This window comes from Verrucomicrobiales bacterium, assembly GCA_016793885.1.
In the GTDB taxonomy this organism is placed as follows: Bacteria; Verrucomicrobiota; Verrucomicrobiia; order Limisphaerales; family UBA11320; genus UBA11320.
In genome coordinates this window covers 1-22,412 of sequence record JAEUHE010000226.1, presented here as the reverse complement: position 1 = coordinate 22,412, position 22,412 = coordinate 1, and the positions used below count along the sequence as shown (strand labels likewise).

The 22,412-nt window shown below is 60.4% G+C and carries 17 protein-coding genes; 13 read left to right on the top strand and 4 right to left on the bottom strand.

Features of this window, described 5'->3' with window-relative positions:
• The first annotated feature begins 5 nt into the window (after positions 1–5).
• The 8 genes from JNN07_24695 to JNN07_24660 all read left to right on the top strand — a co-directional run bounded on the left by JNN07_24695 (position 6) and on the right by JNN07_24660 (position 9,033).
• Positions 6–944: a protease modulator HflC gene (locus JNN07_24695; GenBank protein MBL9170954.1), complete on the top strand. Its 939-nt coding sequence runs from the start codon at positions 6–8 to the stop codon at positions 942–944.
• A complete protein-coding gene (locus JNN07_24690; GenBank protein MBL9170953.1) occupies positions 941–2,053 on the top strand; it encodes a protease modulator HflK in 1,113 nt (370 codons plus the stop codon). Before JNN07_24695 ends, JNN07_24690 begins: the two co-directional genes overlap by 4 nt.
• Positions 2,054–2,078: 25 nt before the next feature.
• A complete protein-coding gene (locus JNN07_24685; protein MBL9170952.1) occupies positions 2,079–4,070 on the top strand; it encodes a cation-translocating P-type ATPase in 1,992 nt (663 codons plus the stop codon).
• A 3-nt stretch (positions 4,071–4,073) separates the two neighbouring features.
• Positions 4,074–5,324, top strand: coding sequence for an ATP-binding cassette domain-containing protein (locus JNN07_24680; GenBank protein ID MBL9170951.1), 1,251 nt, complete (start codon positions 4,074–4,076; stop codon positions 5,322–5,324).
• A gap of 2 nt (positions 5,325–5,326) precedes the next feature.
• Positions 5,327–6,703: an ABC transporter permease gene (locus JNN07_24675; GenBank protein ID MBL9170950.1), complete on the top strand. Its 1,377-nt coding sequence runs from the start codon at positions 5,327–5,329 to the stop codon at positions 6,701–6,703.
• On the top strand, positions 6,700–8,127 hold the full coding sequence (locus JNN07_24670) for a hypothetical protein (protein ID MBL9170949.1): 1,428 nt from the start codon (positions 6,700–6,702) through the stop codon (positions 8,125–8,127). The genes JNN07_24675 and JNN07_24670 overlap by 4 nt, the downstream gene beginning before the upstream one ends.
• 100 nt (positions 8,128–8,227) lie before the next feature.
• Entirely contained in the window at positions 8,228–8,629 is a 402-nt protein-coding gene (locus JNN07_24665; GenBank protein MBL9170948.1) for a transcriptional repressor, read from the top strand.
• On the top strand, positions 8,626–9,033 hold the full coding sequence (locus JNN07_24660) for a hypothetical protein (protein MBL9170947.1): 408 nt from the start codon (positions 8,626–8,628) through the stop codon (positions 9,031–9,033). Before JNN07_24665 ends, JNN07_24660 begins: the two co-directional genes overlap by 4 nt.
• A 15-nt stretch (positions 9,034–9,048) precedes the next feature.
• Here the strand turns inward: JNN07_24660 and JNN07_24655 are convergent, their stop codons facing one another.
• The 4 genes from JNN07_24655 to JNN07_24640 all read right to left on the bottom strand — a co-directional run bounded on the left by JNN07_24655 (position 9,049) and on the right by JNN07_24640 (position 13,521).
• A complete protein-coding gene (locus tag JNN07_24655; GenBank protein MBL9170946.1) occupies positions 9,049–9,744 on the bottom strand; it encodes an LUD domain-containing protein in 696 nt (231 codons plus the stop codon).
• Entirely contained in the window at positions 9,741–11,135 is a 1,395-nt protein-coding gene (locus tag JNN07_24650; protein ID MBL9170945.1) for an iron-sulfur cluster-binding protein, read from the bottom strand. Before JNN07_24650 ends, JNN07_24655 begins: the two co-directional genes overlap by 4 nt.
• Positions 11,132–11,848, bottom strand: a complete 717-nt coding sequence (locus JNN07_24645; protein MBL9170944.1) for a (Fe-S)-binding protein — start codon at positions 11,846–11,848, stop codon at positions 11,132–11,134. Before JNN07_24645 ends, JNN07_24650 begins: the two co-directional genes overlap by 4 nt.
• A gap of 449 nt (positions 11,849–12,297) precedes the next feature.
• Complete coding sequence (locus JNN07_24640; GenBank protein MBL9170943.1) at positions 12,298–13,521, bottom strand: hypothetical protein; 1,224 nt, start codon at positions 13,519–13,521, stop codon at positions 12,298–12,300.
• 151 nt (positions 13,522–13,672) lie between these two features.
• Between JNN07_24640 and JNN07_24635 the strand changes: the two genes are divergently transcribed.
• From JNN07_24635 to JNN07_24615, 5 genes are all read left to right on the top strand, one after another.
• Positions 13,673–14,668, top strand: coding sequence for an aldo/keto reductase (locus tag JNN07_24635; GenBank protein ID MBL9170942.1), 996 nt, complete (start codon positions 13,673–13,675; stop codon positions 14,666–14,668).
• 488 nt (positions 14,669–15,156) lie between these two features.
• Positions 15,157–18,285 (top strand): PSD1 domain-containing protein, encoded by a 3,129-nt coding sequence (locus JNN07_24630; protein MBL9170941.1) that lies wholly within the window; start codon positions 15,157–15,159, stop codon positions 18,283–18,285.
• 56 nt (positions 18,286–18,341) lie between these two features.
• Positions 18,342–19,802, top strand: coding sequence for a DUF1501 domain-containing protein (locus tag JNN07_24625; protein MBL9170940.1), 1,461 nt, complete (start codon positions 18,342–18,344; stop codon positions 19,800–19,802).
• 395 nt (positions 19,803–20,197) lie between these two features.
• Complete coding sequence (locus tag JNN07_24620) at positions 20,198–21,088, top strand: TIM barrel protein (GenBank protein ID MBL9170939.1); 891 nt, start codon at positions 20,198–20,200, stop codon at positions 21,086–21,088.
• A gap of 9 nt (positions 21,089–21,097) precedes the next feature.
• Positions 21,098–22,042 carry a sugar phosphate isomerase/epimerase gene (locus JNN07_24615; protein ID MBL9170938.1) on the top strand — a complete coding sequence of 315 codons (945 nt, stop codon included), beginning with the start codon at positions 21,098–21,100 and terminating at the stop codon, positions 22,040–22,042.
• Positions 22,043–22,412 lie beyond the last annotated feature (370 nt).

Below are 22,412 nucleotides of genomic sequence, written 5' to 3'. Positions count from 1 at the left end.
CACCCATGAAGAGGAACCTAATCACCACCCTGGCCGGCCTGTTGCTCGGCCTGTTTTTTATCACGTTACTGACGCTGTTCCAGTTGCGGGAGTCCGAGATAGGGGTTGTAACCACCTTTGGGCGCTTTAGCAGGTCCTTGTCGGATCCAGGCCTCTATGCGCGCTGGCCATGGCCGGTCCAGAGGATCTATCGGTTCGATAAACGCATCCAGAATTTCGAGAGAAAGTTCGAGCAGACGACGACTGCGGACGGCCGCAGCCTCATCATCAGCGCGTTCCTGGGCTATCGCATCAGCAACCCACGCCTGTTTCTCGAACGTTTCGCGGGCGGCGATCTAACCAGCGCCGAACTCAACCTCGAAGGGCTGCTCCGAGATACAAAGAATGGGGTGATCGGCCGCCACGCCTTCAGCGACCTCATCTCGACAAACCGGGCGCGGGTCAAGCTGCGAGACATCGAGCAGGAAATGTTGACCCTCATCCAACCCAAGGCGGAGTCCAACTATGGGATCACCATCGAGCTGCTAGGAATCAAGCAGCTGGGGCTGCCTGAAAGCATCACCAGCAAGGTGTTCGAACGCATGAAAGCCGAGCGCCAACGGCTGGTGAAGCAGTTCCAGAGCGAGGGGGAGGCCGAAGCGATTCGCATTCAAGCCGACGCGGACCGGATTCGACAGGAAATCCTCTCCCAGGCCGAGGCGCAAGCGATGGTAATCCGCGGCCAAGGCGAAGCCGAGGCGGCTAAATCATATGCGATCTTCGAGCAGAACCCCGAACTCGCGGTGTTCCTCATCCAACTGAACGCGCTGTCGGCCTCGCTCAAGGATCGATCCACGCTGGTGCTCGATCCGCAGACGCCGCCTTTCAATCTGCTCAAGGGACACCTTCCCGAGAAACCGGCCTCCGCTGGGAAGAGCCCGAACTCTACGTCCGATCGGCCATGAACCAATCTCCCTCCTCACCACCTCGGCCAGGAGCCCCGCAGGGACCCAAGCCCGATCCTGCGCGGCCGCTGGAGCAGGAGCTCGGCTCCCAAGCGCTGAATGAAGCGCTCAAGAGCGGCTTCCGGGTCATTCACTGGCTCATGATCCTCGTTCTGATCAGCGCCCTGTTCTCAGGGATCGTCACAATCCAGCCCAATGAGGTGGCGGTCATCCTGCGCTTTGGGAAGGCCGTTGAGACGCGCGGCGACCGGCTTCTGCAACCCGGGTTGCACTTCGCTTTCCCCTACCCCATCGACGAAATTGTTCGCATTCCGGTGGGACTCAGCCAAACGGTTCAGTCCACCATCGGCTGGTACGCCACTACGCCGGAGCTGGAGGCCAAGAATCAGGAACCGCCAGCTCGCGACGCCCTGACACCGGGAGCGGACGGTTACCTCATCACCTCCGATGGCAACATCCTTCACTGTCGGGCAACCCTGAAGTACCGCATCACCGATCCCGTCCGGCACGCGTTCCGATTCCGGGAAATGAAGTCGATCCTGCAAAACGCTCTCAATAACGCTCTCCTTCATGGAGCCAGTGAGTTCACGGCCGATGCCGCACTCTACCGCCGCAAGATCGAGTTTAAGGAGGCGGTGATCGAACATCTCTCGGAACGAATCCGCAGCCAGGAACTGGGCATCACTCTCGATCCTCTGGATATTCAGGTCGCGGCCCCGCTCAGCGTCCGCCCCGCATTCGAAGCGGTGCTTGCCGCCGAGCAGGAGCGGAGCCAACGAATCAACGAGGCGCAGGCCGATGCGGGCCAGACCATCCTGAAATCCGCGGGGGAATCGAACGCCGTCCATAGCGCCAGCCTGGCGGCCAGCAATCAAATGGTGCTCGCCGTCGCGGCCGAGGCTCAGTTCTTCAGCGCCCAGCGGCATCACTTCGAAGCCAATCCGAAACTGGTCAGTCAACGGCTGATCACGGAGACCCTGGAGCGGGTCTTCACCAATGCGCAGGACAAATTCATTCTCCCGGCGGGACACCCGGGGGTTGCCCGCGAGCTTCGCCTTCAGCTGAACCGCGAACCGGTGCGACTGACGACCAAGGAACCACAGCTTTGATCACAACCCTCCATCTCTCTGCCGCATGCAAGTCACATCGTTGACAAGTCGCACTCAGGACTGCGCAGCTCCAGCCGAGGCCCCTTCCCCGGGAGAGTCCTCCCTGCGACTCCAGCAGACGCTCGTGGGGATGGTCTTCATTCTGAACGCGGCGCTCGCTGAAACGTTCTTCACCCAAGGCGCGCTGGTCGCCGGTCTCAGCGGAGCCATCGGGGCGATTCTCCTGGGTGGCCCCATCGTTTGGACTTCCATCAAGGACCTGCGCCGCGGGCAGGTGAGCATCAACGAATTGGTCAGTCTGGCGGTCATTGCCTCCTTCGCCACCGGCGACTACAAGACCGCCGGCATCGTGTCGTTCTTCATGCTCATCGGAGAGATCATCGAGACCCGGACCGCCGCAGGGGCTCGCGCCTCGATCGAATCCCTCATAAAGCTGACGCCCACGCGGGCACGGCGACTCGGCCCCGCAGGCGAGGAAGAAATCGCGACGAGCGACCTCAAAATCGGGGATCAAATCCGGGTTCGCCCCGGCGACAACATCGCTGCCGATGGCCGAGTGGTCAAAGGAAGCGGCTCGGTCAACCAGGCCAGTATCACGGGTGAATCGCTGCCGGTGGACAAGAAGGTCGACGACGAGGTCTTCGCCGGCACCACCAACCTCAACGGCGTGCTCGAGATTGAGGTCACTCGCGCCGGCGAGGACACCACGCTGGGAAAGGTCCGCGACCTGATCTTGTCCGCGGAGCAGACCAAGCTCCCGATCATGCGGCTCATGGACCAATACATGGGCTACTACACTCCCCTGGTTCTTACCCTGGGAGCCTTGGTCTGGATGTTCACTCGCGACCTCAACCGCGTGATCTCAGTCCTCGTCGTCTCCTGTCCCTGCGCCTTTATCCTCGCCACCCCCAGCGCGATGGTTGCGGCCCTGTCGGCGGCAGCCCGCCTCGGCATCCTGGTGAAGAACATCGGGGATCTCGAATTGGCGGCACGGCTCAGCGCCTTTGTTTTCGACAAAACCGGAACCCTGACAACCGGGTGTCTCGAAGTCAGCCGCCTCATGCCCAAAGCGGGGGTCAGCCCCGCCGAACTCCTCCAACTCGCCGCTTCGGCAGAACGCTACAGCAACCATCCGACGGCGAAGGCCGTGTTGCGGCTCGCCAACGAAACCGAAATCCCCCTGCTGGAGCCGCAGGAATTCTCCGAGGTCGCAGGACGCGGCATCGAGGCGGTTGTGGGAACCGCCAAGGTTCTGGTGGGCCGGGCCTCCTGGCTGGCGGAGCGGCAGGTCCAAGGAGAACTCGCCAACTCGGTGGACGTCCAGGAAGCCGAAGGCTTCAGCCTCATCTTCGTCAGTCGGAACGGGGAGAGCATCGGGTGGATCGGCCTTCGCGATCAGACTCGTCCCGAGGCGACGGAGGCACTTGCCGAATTGAGGGCCGCCGGAATCCAACGCATCGCCATGGTCACCGGTGACCGTCGACCGGTGGCGGAACGCGTGGGTAAAGAGATCCGCTGCGAGGAAATCTCCGCCGACTGCCTGCCACAGAACAAGGTGGAGTTCGTTCGCTCCGTCAAGGCCCAGGGATATCGGGTGGCGGTCATCGGGGACGGGGTGAATGATGCGCCTGCCTTGGCATCCGGGGACATCGGCATAGCCATGGGCGCCGCCGGAAGCGAGGTTGCCATCCACAGCGCCACCATCGCGCTCATGAATAACGATCTACGAAGGATCCCCTTTCTGGTCCGGTTGTCGCGGAGCACACTCTCGGTGATCAACCAGAATTTCCTCATCGGAATGGTCTTCATCCTGGGCGGATTGATCATGGCGGCCGTCGGCTATCTGAATCCCATCGTCGCCGCAATCCTTCACAATGCGGGCTCCCTGCTCGTCGTCTTCAACAGCGCCCGCTTGGTGCGGCACGGAGAGGAGATGCAGGCCCATGGGGCGCCACCGAACGCATCAAGCGACGTTCCGCCCACCTCCACCGTCGCCGCGGTTCCAATGCCTAACTAACAGATGCCCATGAAGCCGTCACGAAACCGTGCAGAACCCGCCGACGAGACTCAGGAGATTGTGGTCGCCGTGCGCGGCCTCACCAAGGTCTTCAATGATTTTTGGGGGAAGGAAAAGGCCGTGGCCATCAACGGTGTGGATTTTGAGATCCGCCGGGGGGAGGTCTTCGGCCTCCTCGGACCGAACGGATCCGGAAAATCGACGACCATCAAGATTCTGCTGGGACTGCTACAGCCCACTCGAGGATTCGTGGAAGTGCTGGGCCGCTCCCCCACCGATGTCCCCGTCAAGGAGCGCGTTGGCTATCTGCCCGAGGAGGCCTATTTGTATCCCTTTTTGGACGCGACCGAAACGCTCGAGTTCTTCGGCAATCTCTTCTCAATCCCCACGTCGGAACGGGTGCGCCGAACCGAGCAACTGCTCGAGATGGTCGGACTCAGTGGAGCCAAACGCCGCCGGGCAGGCGAATTCTCGAAAGGCATGCAGCGTCGGCTGGGGTTGGCTCAGGCGCTGGTGAACGACCCGGATCTAGTGATTCTCGACGAACCGACCGCCGGACTTGATCCCACCGGATGCCGGGAGGTCAAGGACCTGATCCGTTCCCTGGCTGCGCGCGGGAAGACCGTGATCCTGAGCAGCCATCTGCTGGCCGACGTCGAGGATGTGTGCAACCGAGTGGTCATCTACTATGGCGGGAGGATCCAAGCCGCGGGAGTGATGAAGGAACTCCTAGCCACACCGGATGTGCTTCGCCTGACCACTCCTGCTCTCTCACGCGAACTCATGGCGGAGGTGCTGAGCCTCCTGCGCCGGGAGATCCAGCCGGATCGAATCCAGGTGGAGGTGCCCACCAAGAACTTGGAGACCTACTTTCTGGAGGTCGTGCAGCGAGCCCGAGAATCGGCTCAAGAGACATCGGGTGCTTCCAGCGGCAACCGGGTCGCGGACTATCTCGCGGCACCTAACCCGCCAGCCCACTCACGAGACCGCATTCTTGAGCGGCTGTCGTCAGCTCCAATCCCGGCATCCACCGAACCCGCTCCCGCCCTGGAATCCGCCCCGTTGCCGGCGGCAGCGCTCCAGCGGCTGGAGAATCTGACGCAGGTCAAGGAGGACCAGGTAGCCCCGACACAGCCGGAGTCGCCCACGTCCAACCCTTCCGCAGCGACGAACAACGCTCAGCAGCTCAACCAGGCCAACACGAAGCTGTCTCGACTGCTCAAACCATCGGACCAGCCCAAACCGGGAACGTGACCATGCGAAAGATCCGATTTATCGCCAGGTTAACACTCAAGGCGGCGAGCCGTTCGCGGAGCATCATGGCTTCCGCCGGCACGGTGCTGGCCTGCACCTGCGGCCTGCCGTGGCTGATCAAGCACAACGGGACCGCCCCCATGTTCGCTCAGGTGCATCTCACCTATGGACTGCTGCTGCTGGCCATTCTGCTCAGCGCCACCGCCCTGCTCATGGCCTGCGGAAGCCTGAGCCAGGACATCGAAACCGGCCGTATCCAACTGGTGGCGGTCAAGCCGGTCTCGCGCTGGAAAATCTGGGCCGGCAAATGGGTCGGGATCATGATGATCAATGCCGGACTTCTGATCGCCGGCGCCGGTGCCTTGTATCTCCTCATTCAATGGAGAGCCCGCCAACTCGTGCCTGAAGAGCAGGTCCGATTGCACCAAAACGTGTTGATCGCCCGAGGGTCCGCCGAGGAGCCCCCGGTCGATCTCGAGAAGGATGTGGAACGACTCTTCCAACGGCGCCGCCAGCAACCCAATGTGGCGCAACTCGAACCGGACTTTGTCCGTGCTCAGATTCGCGATGAGATCCGAGCCCAACAAGAGACCGTCCCCGCCGGATTTCGGCGAGTCTGGAAGGTTCCCTTGAATGGCCGAGAAGGCCTGGTGCAATCCGGCCCGACCTCGATCCGGGTTCGATTTCACTCTGCCCGGCTGACGGAGCAGGCACCCATGGACACGGTGTGGATTGTTGGCGATCGAAATCATCCCGAGCACTGGAGGGGCATCCTCCCCCTGACACCCGGGGTCGCCCATGAGTTCCCGGTCTCGGCCAGGGCGATCAACCCGGATGGAACTCTGTCGATCGAGTGTGAGAATCGAAGCCAGAGCACCCTCCTATTCAGGCTCTCTGACCCGCTGGAATTGCTCTTCCCCGAAGGCGGATTCCTGCTCAATTACGTTCGCAGCGGGATCATTCTCTATTGCTGGTTGGGACTGCTGACCGCGGTCGGGCTCACGGCCTCTTCCTTCCTCGGTTTCCCCGTGGCGATTCTGCTCAGCCTGTGCTTTCTCGCGGTCGCGGTGTCCAGCGACACCTATGCCGAGGTGATTCGGGACGGGACGGTGTCGGGCGTCGATCACGAAACCGGAAAATCCAACCGCGACCTGTTAGACTGGATTCTGGTGCCGCTCTCCCAAGTGCTCCTGCTCATCGCCGAACCTGTGTCGCAACATTCCCCCATCGAGCCCATCAGCAATGGTCGCAGCATACCGTGGACGTCGGTAGGCGACGCGTTTGTTCGGCTCGACCTGATCAGCGGATTCCTGATCGCCGCCATCGGCTGTCTGGCTCTGCATCGTCGAGACCTATCCAAAACAGGAGGCGCGTCATGACTTGGACAAAAATAGGCCTGATCGTCCTCTCGCTGGCCAGTGTCCTGGGGGCGAGTCGCGTTCAAACATCTCTCAATGTGGATCGCGGATTGCTCGGACTCACTCGCTCCCAACCCCTGGAGAATGCTCCGCCCATCGTGGCCTTAACCACCGTCGCCCTGGGGAGTTTTCGTGGGCTCATCGCGAACTTCCTGTGGTCTCGAGCCGTCAAGGCCCAGGACGAGGGCAACTACTTCGAGATGGTTTCCCTTTCTGACTGGATCACCAAGCTCCAGCCGGATTTCGCCATGGTCTGGTGCCATCAAGCCTGGAACCTCACTTACAATATGCCCCGGCAGTTCTCCGATCCCAAGGACCGCTGGCTGTGGGTCCGAAGCGGCATCGAACTGCTTCGTGACCAAGGTCTGAAGTACAATCCCCGGGAACCGGAGATCTATCGGGAGCTGGGTTGGTTCTTTCAGGACAAACTGGGCAAATGGACCGACGAAGCCAGCATGGATTACAAGGCCTACTGGGCAGGGGAGATGACGAAGCTCCTCGGAACTCGGATCGATTGGAACACGCTGATAAACCCATCGACCCCTCAGGAGCAGGAGAGAGCCCGCCAGCTTCGCGACACCTACAAGCTGGATCCGGTCTGGATGCAACATGTCGACGGGCATTTCGGGCCCTTGGATTGGCGACTTCCCGAGGCACACGCGATTTACTGGGCCGATCTCGGGCTTAAGGACGCGCGCCAGGAAGAGCCCATTCGCCTCAGGCGAATCATCTGGCAGTCCATGCAAATCGCTTTCCAACGCGGACGACTCATCGAGAACCTTATCGAGCAGCGGTATGAGTATGGACCGAACCTGAACATGATGACCAATGTGGTTCGGACCTATGAGGAGATGAAACGCGCGGAGCCGGACAAGACCGATTACATCAACACCGGACTCCGAAATTTTCTGCTGGAATCCATCTACTACTTCTACACCCATAATCGCGCGACGGAGGCTGCTTACTGGATGTCCTACACCCGGGAACGATTCCCCGAGGCCATCCCGCGCGAGCAAGGTTTGGACGACTTCGTGGTCGCGATGGTGACCGCACAGGCCGGACGAGCAAACCCGAGTCGCACTCGGACCATCATTGAAGGACTCATCCAGAAGTACTACCTCAACCTGGCGCTCGGCGATGAGGATCAGGTCAACGGCTTCGCTTTGCTCTCGCGCCGAATCTGGGAGCACTACCAGGAACGGAACTCCAACGTCCCGCACTTGTTACTCCCCCCGCTCGAACAGATTGCCCAAAACGCCGTGAAGGACCTGGGCAGACCTGGATCCGCTATTAGCCCCCAGATGGCGAGCGAACTGAACCGGAGGGCCGCCACGGCCACCAATCAAACGGTCAACCCAGGCTCCACTCCTACCCCCAAACCCTAAAAGCCACACGATCATGATCGTCGAACGGGAAGCTGAGAGCATTCAATGGGCTCAGGAGACATGCCGGCAGGCGGGGCTAAGCGATACCCGACCACGTCGAATGATCTTACGTCTACTGGCATCTCACAAGATTCCGCTGACGCTAGATCAGATCGCAAGCTTGCTTCCCGGACGTTGCAATCAGGTGACTCTCTACCGTTCCCTGGGCGCTTTCGAGACCCTGGGTCTCGTTCGCAAAATCACACTTCGGTCTCGAACCACCTATTTCACACTGATCAGGCCTGGAGAAACTCCAACGTATCTGGTCTGCCGCAACTGCGAACAGATTTCGCTGCTTCCAGCCGTGGAGGAAATGTCGACTCTAACCAGGAAAATTTCCCAAGCTACCCAGTTCACTAGGCTACAACATGAGTTAGAGTTCTTCGGCATCTGTCCTCGGTGTCAACACCGCCAGCAGTGCTCTCCGGATCGCGCTCCACTTAAGGCCAAGCCTACCGTATGAAAAAGAAATCAGCCGCAGCAGGGATGATGGCCGCATGCCTCCTCGCAATGGTGGTCTGCTCTGAAGCCGAGTTGACGGATCTATCGCCACCGGCGTTTGGTTGGGTTCTCGACCAGAATACGCGAATTTCCCTGCAGGGACACTCGGGAGGATTCGGCACCAACCTGGTTCTCCATGGGGTCTTTCTCCTCGAAACCCCAGGTGGACCACTCGCGACGATCCACTTTGATGCGCTGGGAGGCCGAACTCACTACGTTGAATACAAACCGATGACCGGGGTAGAAGGTCCCTGGAGCGTGCTCAATATCATTATCCCCTGCTCAGGCTGCATTCATCATGTCACTCTGGATCCTACGCCGGTGTCGGGCAGTCCGGGTCGAATCTATCGGATCAGGGTCCTCTAAGTCTACAGGGCGAGGCTAGACCAGCAACACGGTCAGTTCCTTGGGCCCATGAGCGCCCAACACCAGGATGCGCTCGATGTCTCCGGTCCGGCTGGGGCCCGTCACCAAGGAGATGAAGCTGGGATAGTCCGATCCATACTTGCGGGCGATCAACTCGAACGCCGACGGAAGATCGGGCAGCAGTTGCTCTCGCCGAGCGATGACCAGATGATGGGGCGGCAGGACCGAGAGCGCCCTCCCACCCGCGCTGCGGGCGGTGATCAGCAAACTGCCGGTCTGCGCGATCAAAGCGTCGCACTCGGTGATCCCCACATCGCAGGCCTCCAACTCGTCGACGGAGTAGCCCGGCTTCACTTCCAAGGTGGGAAGCGCCAGAGCATCGCGGGCCGCGCTGGTGAGCGGGGTGTGATGAATGGCGATCCGCTTCCATCCGGCGGCATCCCGTAACGAACGGAGCTTCGGTGCTAGCTCATCCATTCCTGAAAGCACATGAAACGAGGTCTTCAGGTCGGCGCTCTGCGCACGGAACATGTCGATGTGCTCGTCCTGAGTCGGACCCACCTTGGGCAACCACTCGCGGGCATGCGTAGCGGCCGATCGAGGCACGCTCGGACCGTGGTGGTGGCCGACCTCCCCGTGACTTCCGGGAAAAGGCGCCCGAATCTTCAAGGCTTCCCGAATGCGCGCCAGGATGTTCTCTCGTTCGCTCATGATCGATTCCTCCAATACTCACGGAATGTTTGCGGCGCGATCCGAGGCAGTTCCCGCGTCTGCGTCCAGGGATGCAGCGGGTCGATCCGACTCCCCTTCACCAGACGGTGCAACGGCTGGAACAGCCGACCCAAGGTTCCAATCATTCGGAACACGAACGGAGAGTTCATAGACGCCGCAAATCCACGGAACGCAAGCCTCTCCCAAAAACCTGACTTCTCCTGAACCGCGTTGCGACGATTCTGGAGCAAATGATGATGCAGGTTGATCTTCACCGGACAGGTCTCGGTGCAAGCTCCGCACAACGAGGAGGCCTGCGAGAGATGCTTCCAGTCCTGCAGCCCACGCAAATGAGGGGTGATCACCGACCCAATCGGACCCGAGTAAGTGGTCCCGTAGGTATGCCCGCCCACGTTGCGATAGATCGGACAGACGTTCAAACAGGCCCCGCAGCGGATGCAGTGCAAGGCATCCCGTTGCTCCGCATCGGCCAGCAGCTCCGTCCGACGATTATCGAGCAGCACCACATGATATTCCTCAGGACCGTCCACTTCTCCGGGCTGACGCGGCCCGCCGTAAAATGAGTTGTAGCAAGTGATCGGTTGACCCGCCCCCGCAGTGGCCAGCATGGGCAGAAATAGCGCGAGATCAGCCAGTCGAGGCAACACCTTTTCGATGCCCAACAAGGAGATCATGGTTTTGGGCAAGGCGGCGGTGAGGCGCGCGTTGCCCTCGTTCTCCGTGATGGAGATCATGCCGGTCTCGGCGATGGCGAAATTGGCCCCTGTGATCCCGATGTCCGCGGCGATGTACTTCTTTCGCAGCGCTCGACGAGCGATCATGGTCAGCTCCTCCGGACTATCCGTCGGGGCGCTGCCCAACTCTTTTTCGAAGAGATCGCTGATCTCGCCACGCGTCAGATGCATGGCCGGAAAGACAATGTGATAGGGCGGCTCCTTCCGAAGCTGGACGATGAATTCCCCGAGGTCCGACTCCACGACCTCGTAGCCCTCCTTCTCCATCGCATCGTTGAGATGGATCTCTTCGGCCGTCATCGCCTTCGACTTGATGATGCAGCGCGCCTTCTTGGACCGAATGATCTCCAGGATAATGTCGCGAGCTTGGGTGGCCGTCGTGGCCCAGTGAACCTTGGTTCCGCGGGCTTCGAGTTTGGCCGTGAACTCCACCAGATGCTTGTCGAGCTGTTGAATGGCCTCCCACTTGGTTTCAGCTGCGATCTGACGGGCGGATTCCCAGTTTTGAAACGCCGACTTGCGACGGTCCCGCTGCACCTCGTATTTGCCCAGCGCCGTTTGGATCAAGCGGCGATGCCTTAGATCCTTGGTGATCCGACCCGCCTGCTCTTTAAATGCGGAAACCCAGTTATTCATGATTGCGCCAGGATCTCCGCCAAATGGATGGTCTTGAGCTTCTTTCCCTGCCGATCGAGCAACCCCTGAACATGCATCATGCAGCTGGAGTCGTTCGACACCAGATACTCGGCCCCGGTTTCGTCAGCCGAGGCACATTTTACGTCGCCCATCGCCGACGAGATCATGGGAAACTTGGCGGCGAAGGTACCGCCAAACCCGCAGCACGTTTCGGCCTCCTTCATTTCCACCAGCTTCAAATCCTTTACTTTGGACAGGAGTGCCCGGGCCGGAAGCTTCTTACCCAGTTCGCGCAGCCCATGACATCCGTCGTGAAACGTGACCGTGGCGGGGAAGCGGGCTCCCAGATCGGTGACGCCGAGCTTCGTGACCAGAAAGTCAGAGAACTCATAGCACTTATTGGCCAACTGCTGGGCGGCCTCCGCCTGGGGGGTCTTGGCGAAGAGCTCCGGATAGAAAACCTTGAGCATCGCTCCGCAAGAACCGGACGCGATCACCACAACCTCAGCGTCGCGAAGCTGCTCGAGCACCTTGCCGGCTACCGAACGCGCTTCATCCCAAAACCCGGAGTTGAACGCCGGTTGACCGCAACAGGTAACACTCTCATGGAATTTCACCTGATGGCCCAGTCGCTCCAAAATCTTGACCATGCTCACCCCTACCTGGGGATAGCACAGGTCAACAAAGCATGGCACAAACAAAGTCACGGTCATCGGAGAGAAGTATTACCAAATTCCCCGCGGGAGCCAGAGGAAAGGAGGGGGATCCCAGCTACGCTGGGAGGCCAAAGCGGCAGAGGGCTGCCGCACTCCATACAATCCCAACCCTCGCGAAGCATTTGGAGTGCTGTAGCCCTCTACAGCTTTTCGGACCCCCGGAGGGGGATCCCAGCTACGCTGGGGGGCCAAAGCGGCAGAGGTCTGCCGCACTCCATACAATCCCAGCCCTCGCGAAGCGTTTGGAGTGCTGTAGCCCTCTACAGCTTTTCGGGCACCCCCGGAGGGGGATCCCAGCTCCGCTGGGGGGACCAAAGCGGCAGAGGTCTGCCGCACTCCATAGGAATTCACCGTTTGTCGGAAGCTTGGTCGAATCCGATGCCGGGCTTCGATTACGATTACGATTACGATTACGACACCCGACACCTACCACCTCCCCCACCGCATCACCTCGCCCGCCTCGAGAAATAGAAATAAGGCCCCTCCCCCAGCACTTCGCGAAGCGCGCGCTCGGTTTCGGCATCAATACGTCGAAGAACCTCCGCCTGCTGATCTGGCGGTAGGTTGGCATTCTCCAGCACGCGATTCTTCTCCTGCTGTGCCAGCCGAAGGTATTCATAACCTTCAGCGGCCTTTTCCCTGGGGAGTTTAAATCGGCTGGCAGTGGCGTTTAGCTCGTGGAAGCGCTGGTCCTGTCCTCGCTGATACATCGAAAAGCGCTCCTCTCCCAGAGTTTCCTTAATCCCCTCTTCCAACTGCAGCAGGGCCTTGCCCCAGGCCTCGAGTGTCGCCTCGTCGCTGGGATCAATCTCATCCAAGGGCCAAGCTTCATCCACCGCTTTACGCAGCTGGTAGATCGAGCGAAACTCCTCCTCGCTGGCACCTAGTCCATAGAAGTCATGGCGCAGGGATTCGGCAGTGGACGACATCCATAAATCGTAGCGCTCCCGTTCTTCAGGGGTGAGGATCTGATTCAGCGAAGCGTCCTTTTCCGCCCGCAGCGCCCGCAGCCGCGCTCGATCCTCAGGTGTCAGCGGCGCTCCCGTATCCCAGGCCTGCTCACGAATCGAATGCTCCTGATCCTCCCATTTTTCAATCAACTGGCGCAGCTCCGACCGACGTTCCTCCGGCAAAAACCCGAGACGCCGCTCCAACTTGTCGACCTGCCCCTTTCCACGCTGCCGCTCCAAGGCCAAATCGACGCCCAACAGTTCGCGCAGAATCGCCGCCTTCTCGCGCTCCACCTCGCGCTGCTGCCGTTGCCAGGCTCGCTGGTCGTGATTGTTCGCCAGCTCGGAATCCTCCGATTCCCAAAAATTCACATCAGGCTTCAACGGAATTAGGGAACGCAACTTAGCCGAGTAGAGCTTGTCGATGTCCGCAATGATGAGATCGCGAATGGTCTGTTCTGGACATCCAATGGCACGCAAGCGTCGGATGTACTCCCGGTAATCAGAGACCTCCAACTCACCCCAATGAAACGCATTGGTAGCTGTCAGAGGGGGAACCTGCTGAACAAGGGTTTCGGGCTGGGATGCCACTTCCTGAACCGGCAGGACAACCGCCTCGGATTCCGGCAGCCGACTGCGCACCTGCCGCGGCCGGGCAAAATACCACAGCGCCGCTGCGTTCAGCAGCAGAAGCAGCGCAATGATCCGACCGAAACGCATTGGTGCCAACTTAGCGGAAGAGCCCCCGAGGATCAAAGCCTAAACCTCGCGAGGGGTTGCAGCGATTCTCTTATTGAAATAGGACTTACCCTCCTCTCACAATGCTCTGGAGAAGCCGACGGTTAACCGACCGACACCCGGCCTCCATGACATGAACTCTACCCATCCCAGCCAAGCCATCGAAATTCACCCGGGGACGCTCCTGCCCGGGCTCGGCCTTGGCACTTGGAAGATCCCCGGAACCGAAACGCCTCAAGTGGTCAACCAGGCCATTCAACTCGGTTACCGACACTTCGACTGCGCCTGTGACTACGGCAATGAGGCCGCGGTGGGAACCGGGCTACGCCAGGCGTTCACCAGCGGGCTGTGCCGCCGAGAAGATCTCTGGATCACCTCAAAGCTGTGGAATAACTACCACCATCCCAAGCATGTCCGCCTCGCCTGCGAACGTTCGCTGAAAGACCTCCAGGTTGACTACCTGGATCTCTATCACGTTCATTTTCCGATCGCGCTGGAGTTTGTGCCCTTCGACCTCCGCTATCCCCCCGGCTGGTTTCACGATCCCCAGGCAGCGAAGCCAGCCATGAAACCCACTCCGATCCCCATCGCCGACACCTGGGGAGCCATGGAAGCCCTCGTTCAGGCGGGAATGGTAAAACACATCGGCGTCTGCAACTTTGGCACGTCGCTTTTGCGGGACCTCCTATCCTACGCCCGGGTTCGCCCGTCCGTATTGCAAATCGAGCTGCATCCGTTCCTGACCCAGGAAAAATTGCTGCGCTACTGCCAGATGGAGCAGATCGCGGTGACGGCGTTCTCGCCACTCGGCGCTTTATCCTATTTCTCCCTCGGTATGGCTAAACCAGAAGAGTCGGTGCTGGCGCACCCGGTTGTTCAGGCGATCGCCACTCAACTCGGCCGCACGCCGGCTCAGGTTGTGCTCCGCTGGGGCTTCCAACGAGGCACCGCCGTGATTCCGAAAACCTCCACTCCCAGCCGGCTGAAAGAGAACCTCGGAGTCTTCGATTTTGAGCTGAGCACTGCGGACATGGCAGCAATCACCGGGTTGAACCGCAACCGCCGTTTCAACGATCCAGGCGACTTCTGTGAGCTGGCGTTCCATACGTTCTATCCCATTTACGAATAGCCCAGCCCGGTCGGAATGGACCGCGTATCACGCTAACCACGCGAGAAAGTGGAACCCGAAGTATGGCCCACGGAACACGCGGAAAACACGGATCAGGAGCCGGGGCCCTGAGGAGTTGAATCCATCCCATCCGAGCGATCCGCGAAATCCGTGGTCATGACCACCGTGTTCAGGTCGGTTCCCTCTTCGTGCCTTGGCTTCCTGTGAGACTATCGGGTTCGGCCGTCCCCTTCTTATCCGTGTGGTCTGTGTGATCCGCGGGCAACCACGTTCCCTTCTGGTTGGCTGCTGGGGCTCCCCTCGGCGGCCTCTGTGGGTTCTGTATGAAAAGTTCGGGGATTCTCAACCCGTTATTGGCAAAGAGTTGAGGCGGGGCGATTACGATTACGATTACGATTACGATTACGACACCTGACACCCAACACCCATCCCCTGGCAGCCTCCCCAACTCTTGCCAACCGCAGGAACGAAGGATCATACTCCATTCCATGCGCTCCTTGCTCCAGCCGCTTGCCCCTTCGTGGTCGGCGAATTTGTCTTTTCCCTCGGGTTCCGCCTTGCTGATGGCACTCGGCCTCACGTTCTCGTCCTTCAGTGTTCACGCCGCCTCCAGTGACTTGTTTCAAAAAAAGGTCGAGCCCATCCTCGTCAAGCGCTGCAGCGAGTGCCACGGGGCCGACCAACAGAAGGCCAAACTCCGACTCGACTCCGCGTCCGAAGCGCTCAAGGCCGGGAAATCAGGCAAACTGGCGATCGTCCCGGGAAACCCCGACCACAGCGAGATCATCCGTCGTGTCACCAGCACCGATCCGGATGAAATCATGCCCCCCAAGGGAGATCGCTTGTCGGCCGATGAAGTAGCCGCCCTCCGGGATTGGATCCAAGCTGGAGCCGTCTGGCCTGCGTGGGATCCCTCTTCTCATTGGTCCTTTCGTCCCTTAAAACGTCCACCAACGCCCGCGCCCACGCCCTCAGACTCCCAATGGATCCGGAATGAGGTCGATGCCTTTATCCTCGCCAAACTGCGAGAGCACCAACTACGCCCCTCCCCCGAGGCCGATCGTCGTACGATCGCGCGGCGGCTGGCGCTGGATCTGACCGGATTGCCTCCCTCACCCGAAGCGGTCGAGGCCTTCGTCGCCAACCCCGCCCCCCATGCTTACGAAGCCCTCGTCGATGAACTGCTCAATAGCCGGCACTACGGGGAGCACATCGCCCGCTGGTGGCTCGACTTGGCTCGCTATGCCGATTCGAACGGATACCAGGTGGATCTGGCGCGATCGAACTGGCCCTACCGCGATTGGGTGATCAACGCCTTCAACCAAAACCTGCCGTTCGATCAATTCACCATCGAACAGCTCGCCGGCGATCTGCTGCCCGGAGCGACCCTGGAGCAACGGATCGCCACCGGATTCAACCGTAACACCAAAATCAACGACGAAGGCGGCGGGGATGCGGAGGAATACCGCACCAAGGCGGTCAAGGACCGCGTCGCCACCACGGGCACGACCTGGCTAGGCCTGACCGTGATGTGCGCCGAATGTCACACCCATAAATACGATCCCATCTCCCAGGATGAGTATTACCGGCTGTATGCGTTCTTCAATAGCACGACCGATGGTGGCAACTACAGCGTCGAGCCAACCGTGGCCGTGCCGCCCCCACCGACAGGCACTCTGGTCGGCTACCTGCGCGATCGCCAAAAAAACGCGCAGCAGGAGATCGCCCGAGCCTCGGCCTCCCTGGCGGCGGAGCAGTCCGAATGGGAAACCCAAGCGAAGGGCACCGGACCCGTCTGGACTCCGCTCAACCTCATCAACCCGATCTCAACCGGAGGATCGAGCTATACGAATCTGCCGGACCAATCGCTCCTGGCCGTGGGGGTCAACCCCATCTACGACACCATTCTCGTAGAGGCCGAGACTGCAGCCACCGAGGTCACAGCCGTGCTGCTCGAGGTCTTGCCAGACCCCAGCCTGCCCAAAAACGGCCCAGGCCGATGGGGGGCCAGCGGCAATTTCATTCTGGATGAATTCACCATCAGCGCCGGCCCCAAGGGCAACACCAACGAGACGCTCAAGCCGGTCTCGATACGCAGCGCCACCGCCGACTGGGAGCAGCTGTACTACCGCGCCGAACATGCCGTGGATCGGAACCCTCGCACCGGCTGGGCGATCGGACCGCGCTTCGGCGAACCCCATTTCCTGATCGTCGAATTTAAAGAGCCTCTTCGTTTTCCCGACGGAGCCCGGCTCGGTTTCAAGTTCGATCACTACCACGGCAGCAGCCACACGATCGGCCGCATGCGAATCTCGGTCACTGCCCAACAATCCCCCGAGCTGCGCTGGCCGCTCCCGCCCGAAATCGCCGCCCAACTCAACATTCCCGCCACCGAAAGACCCCCTGCCGAGGCCGCCCGCGTTAAGGCCCACTATGCCAAGGTCTCCACACGGATGCGCCAACTGAACCGCGCGCTCTACGATCTTAATCAGAAGGAAACCGAACTGGCCAACACCCGGTTTACCTCCCTCGTGATGCAAGAGCGGTCGGAACCGCGCTCGACACATGTCCACCTGCGGGGAAATTTTCTCGAGAAAGGCAACACAGTCGGGCCCGGTGTCCCCGCCTTCCTGCCTCCCCTCGACACGAACCAGCCGCTGAACCGACTGGCTCTTGCCCGGTGGCTGGTCAATCCCACCAACCCCCTTCCAGCACGGGTGACGGTCAATCGGCTCTGGGAGCGCTTTTTCGGAACCGGCCTGGCGAAAACCAGCGAGGATGTCGGCCGACAAGGGGAAGCCCCGTCGCACCCCGAGCTGCTAGACTGGCTGGCCGCTGAATTCATCGCCAGCGGCTGGGACCTCAAGCGCTTGCAACGGACCCTGGTTCTCTCCGCCACCTACCGCCAAAGCGCGGCGGCCGACGCCGAGCGCTTGGAGAAGGATTTCTACAACCGCCTGATTTCGCGCGGCCCGCGGTTCCGCCTCGATGGAGAAAGCATTCGCGACGTCGCCCTCTCGGTCAGCGGACTGCTGAACTTCGAAACGGGCGGGCCAAGCGTCTATCCCGTTCAAATCCCCAATCTGTGGAAGGAAATCGGGTTCTTGCGACCCGAGATCGGAATGGATGAATGGCCGCTGAGCGTCGGCCCGAACCTGTATCGCCGCGGAGTCTACACATTCTGGCGCCGCGTTTGCACCTATCCAGCCTTCTCCACCTTCGATGCTCCCAGCCGTGATGTCTGCGTCTCGCGCCGGCCTCGCACCAACACCCCACTCCAAGCCCTGGCCGGCCTCAACGAGACGGTTCTGGTTGAATCGGCTCGCGCCCTTGCTCAACGGCTCATGACGCACGGCGCCGGAGACCCCGCCGAGCGGGTCCGGCTCGGCTTCCAGCTCTGTGTCTCCCGCCCGCCAACCGCTGCCGAAACCCGGAGGCTGGTGGACTTTTTCGAACAGCAACGCTCCGGCTTCGCCAAGGATCTCGCGGCCGCCCAGGCTTTGCTGTCCGTGGGGAACGCGCCACGCCCCTCAGGACTCGACACGGCCCAACTCGCGGCCTGGACGATGGTCGCCAACGTGCTCCTGAACCTCGATGAAACCTTGACCAAGGGCTGACCCACATTCTCGCGCCTGCCACCCACCACCAGCACACCACACGCTCTTTCCAACGTATGAATCCTGAGTTCAACCCCGGCTATTTGGATCACCTTCGGTCCGTCACGCGCCGACGATTCTTTCAACAGTGCGGAACCGGCATCGGTTCGCTGGCCTTGGGCTCCCTGCTCAACGAGCGGCTGCTGGCCGCTCCGGCTGCCGGGCCGGCCGATGTTGCCAGCGCTCTCGGGACCCACTTCGCCCCCAAGGCGAAGAACATCATCTATTTGTTTCAATCCGGTGGTCCATCCCACTTGGATCTGTTCGATCACAAACCAGAGCTGACCAAACGCAACGGACAAAAGATGCCCGAGGAGATGCTGAAGAACGTTCGGCTGGCTCAGATTGGCAAGGATGCCACGGTCCTCGGCCCGCAGTACCAATTCAAGCAGCACGGCCGATCCGGAGTCTGGCTCTCAGAACTGCTGCCCCACCTCTCCACTATCGTGGATGATGTCTGTTTCGTACAAGGTTTTTACAGCGAGGCCTTCAACCACGATCCGGCGACCCTGTTCATGAACACCGGAGCCCAGCTGGCTGGACGCCCGGCCATGGGCTCCTGGTTCAGCTACGGACTGGGAAGCGAGAATAGGGACCTTCCCGCCTACGTGGTGCTGATGACCGGAGTCGGCCAACCCCTCACCGTCAGCGCGTGGGGAAGCGGCTTCCTCCCCACCACGCACCAAGGCGTTCAACTGCGTTCCCAGGGAGATCCGGTGTTGTTCGTCAGCAATCCCCCGGGGGTCACATCCGCCCGCCGCCGACAATCCCTCGATGCCCTGCGCGATCTCAATCAGATGCGTTTCGACGTTCTCAAGGATCCGGAGATCCAGACCCGAATCTCCGCCTACGAACTCGCCTACCAGATGCAAACCAGCGTCCCCGATGTGATGGACATCTCCCACGAATCGGCCGAGATCCAAGAGCGCTACGCCACGACGCCCGGACGCGCCTCCTTCGCCAACAACTGCCTGCTGGCCCGACGGCTGGTCGAGCGCGGCGTGCGCTTCGTGCAACTGTATCACCGGGGATGGGACCATCACGGCGGAGCCGACGGCAACCTGGTCTATGATCTCAAAAAACGCTGCACCGAAACCGACCAGCCGGCCGTAGCCCTCATCAAGGATCTCAAGGAGCGAGGTCTACTCGATACCACCCTGGTGGTCTGGGGTGGGGAATTCGGCCGGACCCCTATGATGCAAGGCAATCTCAAGGTCGACCAAGTGGGTCGGGACCATCACCCGCACGGTTACACCATCTGGATGGCGGGCGGTGGGATCAAGCCCGGCACGGTCTACGGGAAAACCGACGATTTCGGATTCTTCGCCACCGAGAACAAGGTTCATGTGCATGACCTGCACGCGACCATCCTGCACCTCTTTGGCCTCGACCATACCCGGCTCACCTATCGGTTCCAGGGCCGCGATTTCCGCCTGACCGATGTCCACGGCGAAGTGGTCAAAGGCATTCTGAGCTGAGATGTGTCCCAGCGAACACACAGAACACACGGATCAAGAGCCCGACTCCCGACGAGATAAACTCTTTTCCATCCGAGCAATCCGGCAAATCCGTGGTTACCACTCCGGTTTCCGGGGTTTTTCCCCCTTTGTGCCTTTGTGGCTTCGTTTGAGGAAGTCGGGGTCGGCCGTCCCCTTTCGAATCCGTGTGGTCTGTGTGATCCGCGGGCAACCAGGTTATTTTTTGGCTGTCAGTTCGGCCTCCCCTCCGTGTGTTCCGCGTGCTGCGTGGGCGACACCTCGGGTTATTCCCCAGCCGTCCAGTAGGATTGCGGTGCTGTCACCCCCGTTTACCGTTTGACTGAATCCTCGGGCGCGCTTTAGCGTCAGAACGATCACAGCAACCCGGTCTATATATGAGCCTTCGCATCAACCGCCGTTCCGCCCTCAAAGCCTCCACCGCCTTAATCACCGCCGCCGCCGCGGGTCTCAGTGTCCGACTGGATGCAGCCGAGGAGGCCAGCGGGGCCATGAAGGGCCGGATCCACCATAGCGTCTGCAAGTGGTGTTACGGGAACATCTCACTGGAAGACCTTTGCAAAGCCGCCAAAGGGATCGGCCTCAGTTCGATCGAACTGCTCCAACCCTCCGATTTCGCCCTCCTGAAGAAATATGGTCTGACCTGCGCCATGGTCAGCAACCCCACAGTCAAAGGCCTGGGCGGAATCACCAAAGCTTTCAACCGCGTGGAGAACCACGATCTCCTCGTGGAAGCCTACCGCGGGCACATCGATGCCGTATCCAACGCCGGACTGGAGAATCTGATCTGTTTCAGCGGCAACCGCGCCGGATTGGATGATGAGAAAGGGATCGAGAACTGCGCCGTGGGTTTGAAAAGGCTGATGAGCTACGCCGAGGAGAAGAAAGTCACGCTGGTGATGGAGCTCCTCAACAGCAAGGTCGACCACAAGGACTATCAGTGCGATCACACCGCCTGGGGCGTCGAGTTGTGCAAGCGGATCGGCTCGGAGCGGTTCAAGTTGCTCTACGACATTTACCACATGCAGATCATGGAGGGTGATGTCATCCGCACCATCCGGCAGAGCCAGAAGTACATCGCGCATTACCACACCGGCGGAGTTCCCGGCCGAAACGAAATCGACGATTCTCAAGAGCTGTTTTACCCGGCCATTATGAAGGCGATCGCCGAAACCGGCTTTAAAGGCCACGTGGCACAAGAATTCATTCCCAAGCGCCCGGATGCGCTCGCCTCCCTCAAACAAGGCGTCACCATCTGCGACGTGTAAAGGGCTTCCATGACTCACCCCATCTCTCGCCGATCGTTCGGTCGTTCCGCTCTCCTCGGCTCCGTTGCCGGCAGTGCTCTGCTGTCCATGGGCGGCGGTTCCCTGTCCGCACTGGAACCCTTTGCGCACACCAAAACACCCCGCCTCCGCCTCGGGCTCGCGGCCTACTCGTTTCGAGACCATTTCACCCCGGGGGAGAAAAACCCGCCGCTCTCCACGCCCGACGCAAAGCCGCTCGACATGTTTGGCTTCGTCGACTATTGCGCGGAGCACGGCTGCGACGGCGCAGAGCTGACCAGCTATTACTTTCCGAAGGACCTTTCCCACGACTACTTGATGCGCCTGAAGCGACATGCGTTTCTGAGGGGAGTGGAGATCAGCGGAACCGCGGTCGGCAACACGTTCACCCACTCCGCAGGGGCAGAACGCACCAAGGAAGTTACCGCGGTTCGTCTGTGGATCGATCGAGCTGCCGCCCTCGGCGCGCCCCATATCCGCATCTTCGCCGGATCGATTCCCAAAGGCCTGTCTGCCGCCGAAGCCAAAAAGAATTGCATCGAAACAACTCGCGAGGTGGCCGCTTATGCGGGCGAAAAGGGGATATTCCTCGGAATTGAAAATCACGGCGGCATCGTGGCCGAGGCAGATCAGCTTTTGGATATCGTGCGCTCCGTCGACAGTCCGTGGGTCGGGATCAACCTGGACATCGGCAACTTCAACACCCAGGACCCTTACGCCGATCTGGAACGTTGCGCGCCGTACGCCGTGAACGTCCAGTTCAAGACCGATGTCCATCCCAAAGGCCAGAAGCCACACACCACCGACCTCCCCCGGGTCGTCAAGATGTTGCAACAGGCCAAGTATCAGGGCTACTTTACTCTGGAGTACGAATCCTCCCAGGATCCTTGGTCCGGCGTCCCACAGTGGCTACAGAAAATGCGGTCCAGCCTTTAAGGAGAAAAGGGCCATAGGGAAAGGGGAGAGGGTCGATTACGATTACGATTACAAAGGAATACTGAATCGCACACCCGTCCTGCGTAGCCGATCAAATCCCTCGTCACTCGTCACTCAGATGGCAAGCCCTGCGGGGTGCTCCCAACTAGGAATACTCTCTCCGGGGATCTGCGATCGCCCGGCTAATTTCTGGGAACCCCTGGGTCAAGTCCTGGTTTAAACTTGTCACTTACCCCGAAGGGGACGACGGGACGGTCGGCGACCGGGGTAGCGCCGACAGGAGACGGTCTGTGAGCACTAGCTCGCGGCTCCTGTCGTAGCGCATGGGGCCCCGGTCGTCGGGCGTCCCGCTTCCGGGGGGGACGATGGA

What these genes read in the sequence shown, in the direction of transcription:
- JNN07_24615 (MBL9170938.1), top strand. Translation starts at nt 21,098, where the DNA reads ATGACTCACCCCATCTCTCGCCGATCGTTCGGTCGTTCCGCTCTCCTC.
- JNN07_24690 (MBL9170953.1), top strand. Translation starts at nt 941, where the DNA reads ATGAACCAATCTCCCTCCTCACCACCTCGGCCAGGAGCCCCGCAGGGA.
- JNN07_24660 (MBL9170947.1), top strand. Translation starts at nt 8,626, where the DNA reads ATGAAAAAGAAATCAGCCGCAGCAGGGATGATGGCCGCATGCCTCCTC.
- JNN07_24670 (MBL9170949.1), top strand. Translation starts at nt 6,700, where the DNA reads ATGACTTGGACAAAAATAGGCCTGATCGTCCTCTCGCTGGCCAGTGTC.
- JNN07_24675 (MBL9170950.1), top strand. Translation starts at nt 5,327, where the DNA reads ATGCGAAAGATCCGATTTATCGCCAGGTTAACACTCAAGGCGGCGAGC.
- JNN07_24685 (MBL9170952.1), top strand. Translation starts at nt 2,079, where the DNA reads ATGCAAGTCACATCGTTGACAAGTCGCACTCAGGACTGCGCAGCTCCA.
- JNN07_24650 (MBL9170945.1), bottom strand. Translation starts at nt 11,135, where the DNA reads ATGAATAACTGGGTTTCCGCATTTAAAGAGCAGGCGGGTCGGATCACC.
- JNN07_24645 (MBL9170944.1), bottom strand. Translation starts at nt 11,848, where the DNA reads ATGACCGTGACTTTGTTTGTGCCATGCTTTGTTGACCTGTGCTATCCC.
- JNN07_24630 (MBL9170941.1), top strand. Translation starts at nt 15,157, where the DNA reads ATGCGCTCCTTGCTCCAGCCGCTTGCCCCTTCGTGGTCGGCGAATTTG.
- JNN07_24695 (MBL9170954.1), top strand. Translation starts at nt 6, where the DNA reads ATGAAGAGGAACCTAATCACCACCCTGGCCGGCCTGTTGCTCGGCCTG.
- JNN07_24625 (MBL9170940.1), top strand. Translation starts at nt 18,342, where the DNA reads ATGAATCCTGAGTTCAACCCCGGCTATTTGGATCACCTTCGGTCCGTC.
- JNN07_24640 (MBL9170943.1), bottom strand. Translation starts at nt 13,521, where the DNA reads ATGCGTTTCGGTCGGATCATTGCGCTGCTTCTGCTGCTGAACGCAGCG.
- JNN07_24620 (MBL9170939.1), top strand. Translation starts at nt 20,198, where the DNA reads ATGAGCCTTCGCATCAACCGCCGTTCCGCCCTCAAAGCCTCCACCGCC.
- JNN07_24665 (MBL9170948.1), top strand. Translation starts at nt 8,228, where the DNA reads ATGATCTTACGTCTACTGGCATCTCACAAGATTCCGCTGACGCTAGAT.
- JNN07_24655 (MBL9170946.1), bottom strand. Translation starts at nt 9,744, where the DNA reads ATGAGCGAACGAGAGAACATCCTGGCGCGCATTCGGGAAGCCTTGAAG.
- JNN07_24680 (MBL9170951.1), top strand. Translation starts at nt 4,074, where the DNA reads ATGCCCATGAAGCCGTCACGAAACCGTGCAGAACCCGCCGACGAGACT.
- JNN07_24635 (MBL9170942.1), top strand. Translation starts at nt 13,673, where the DNA reads ATGAACTCTACCCATCCCAGCCAAGCCATCGAAATTCACCCGGGGACG.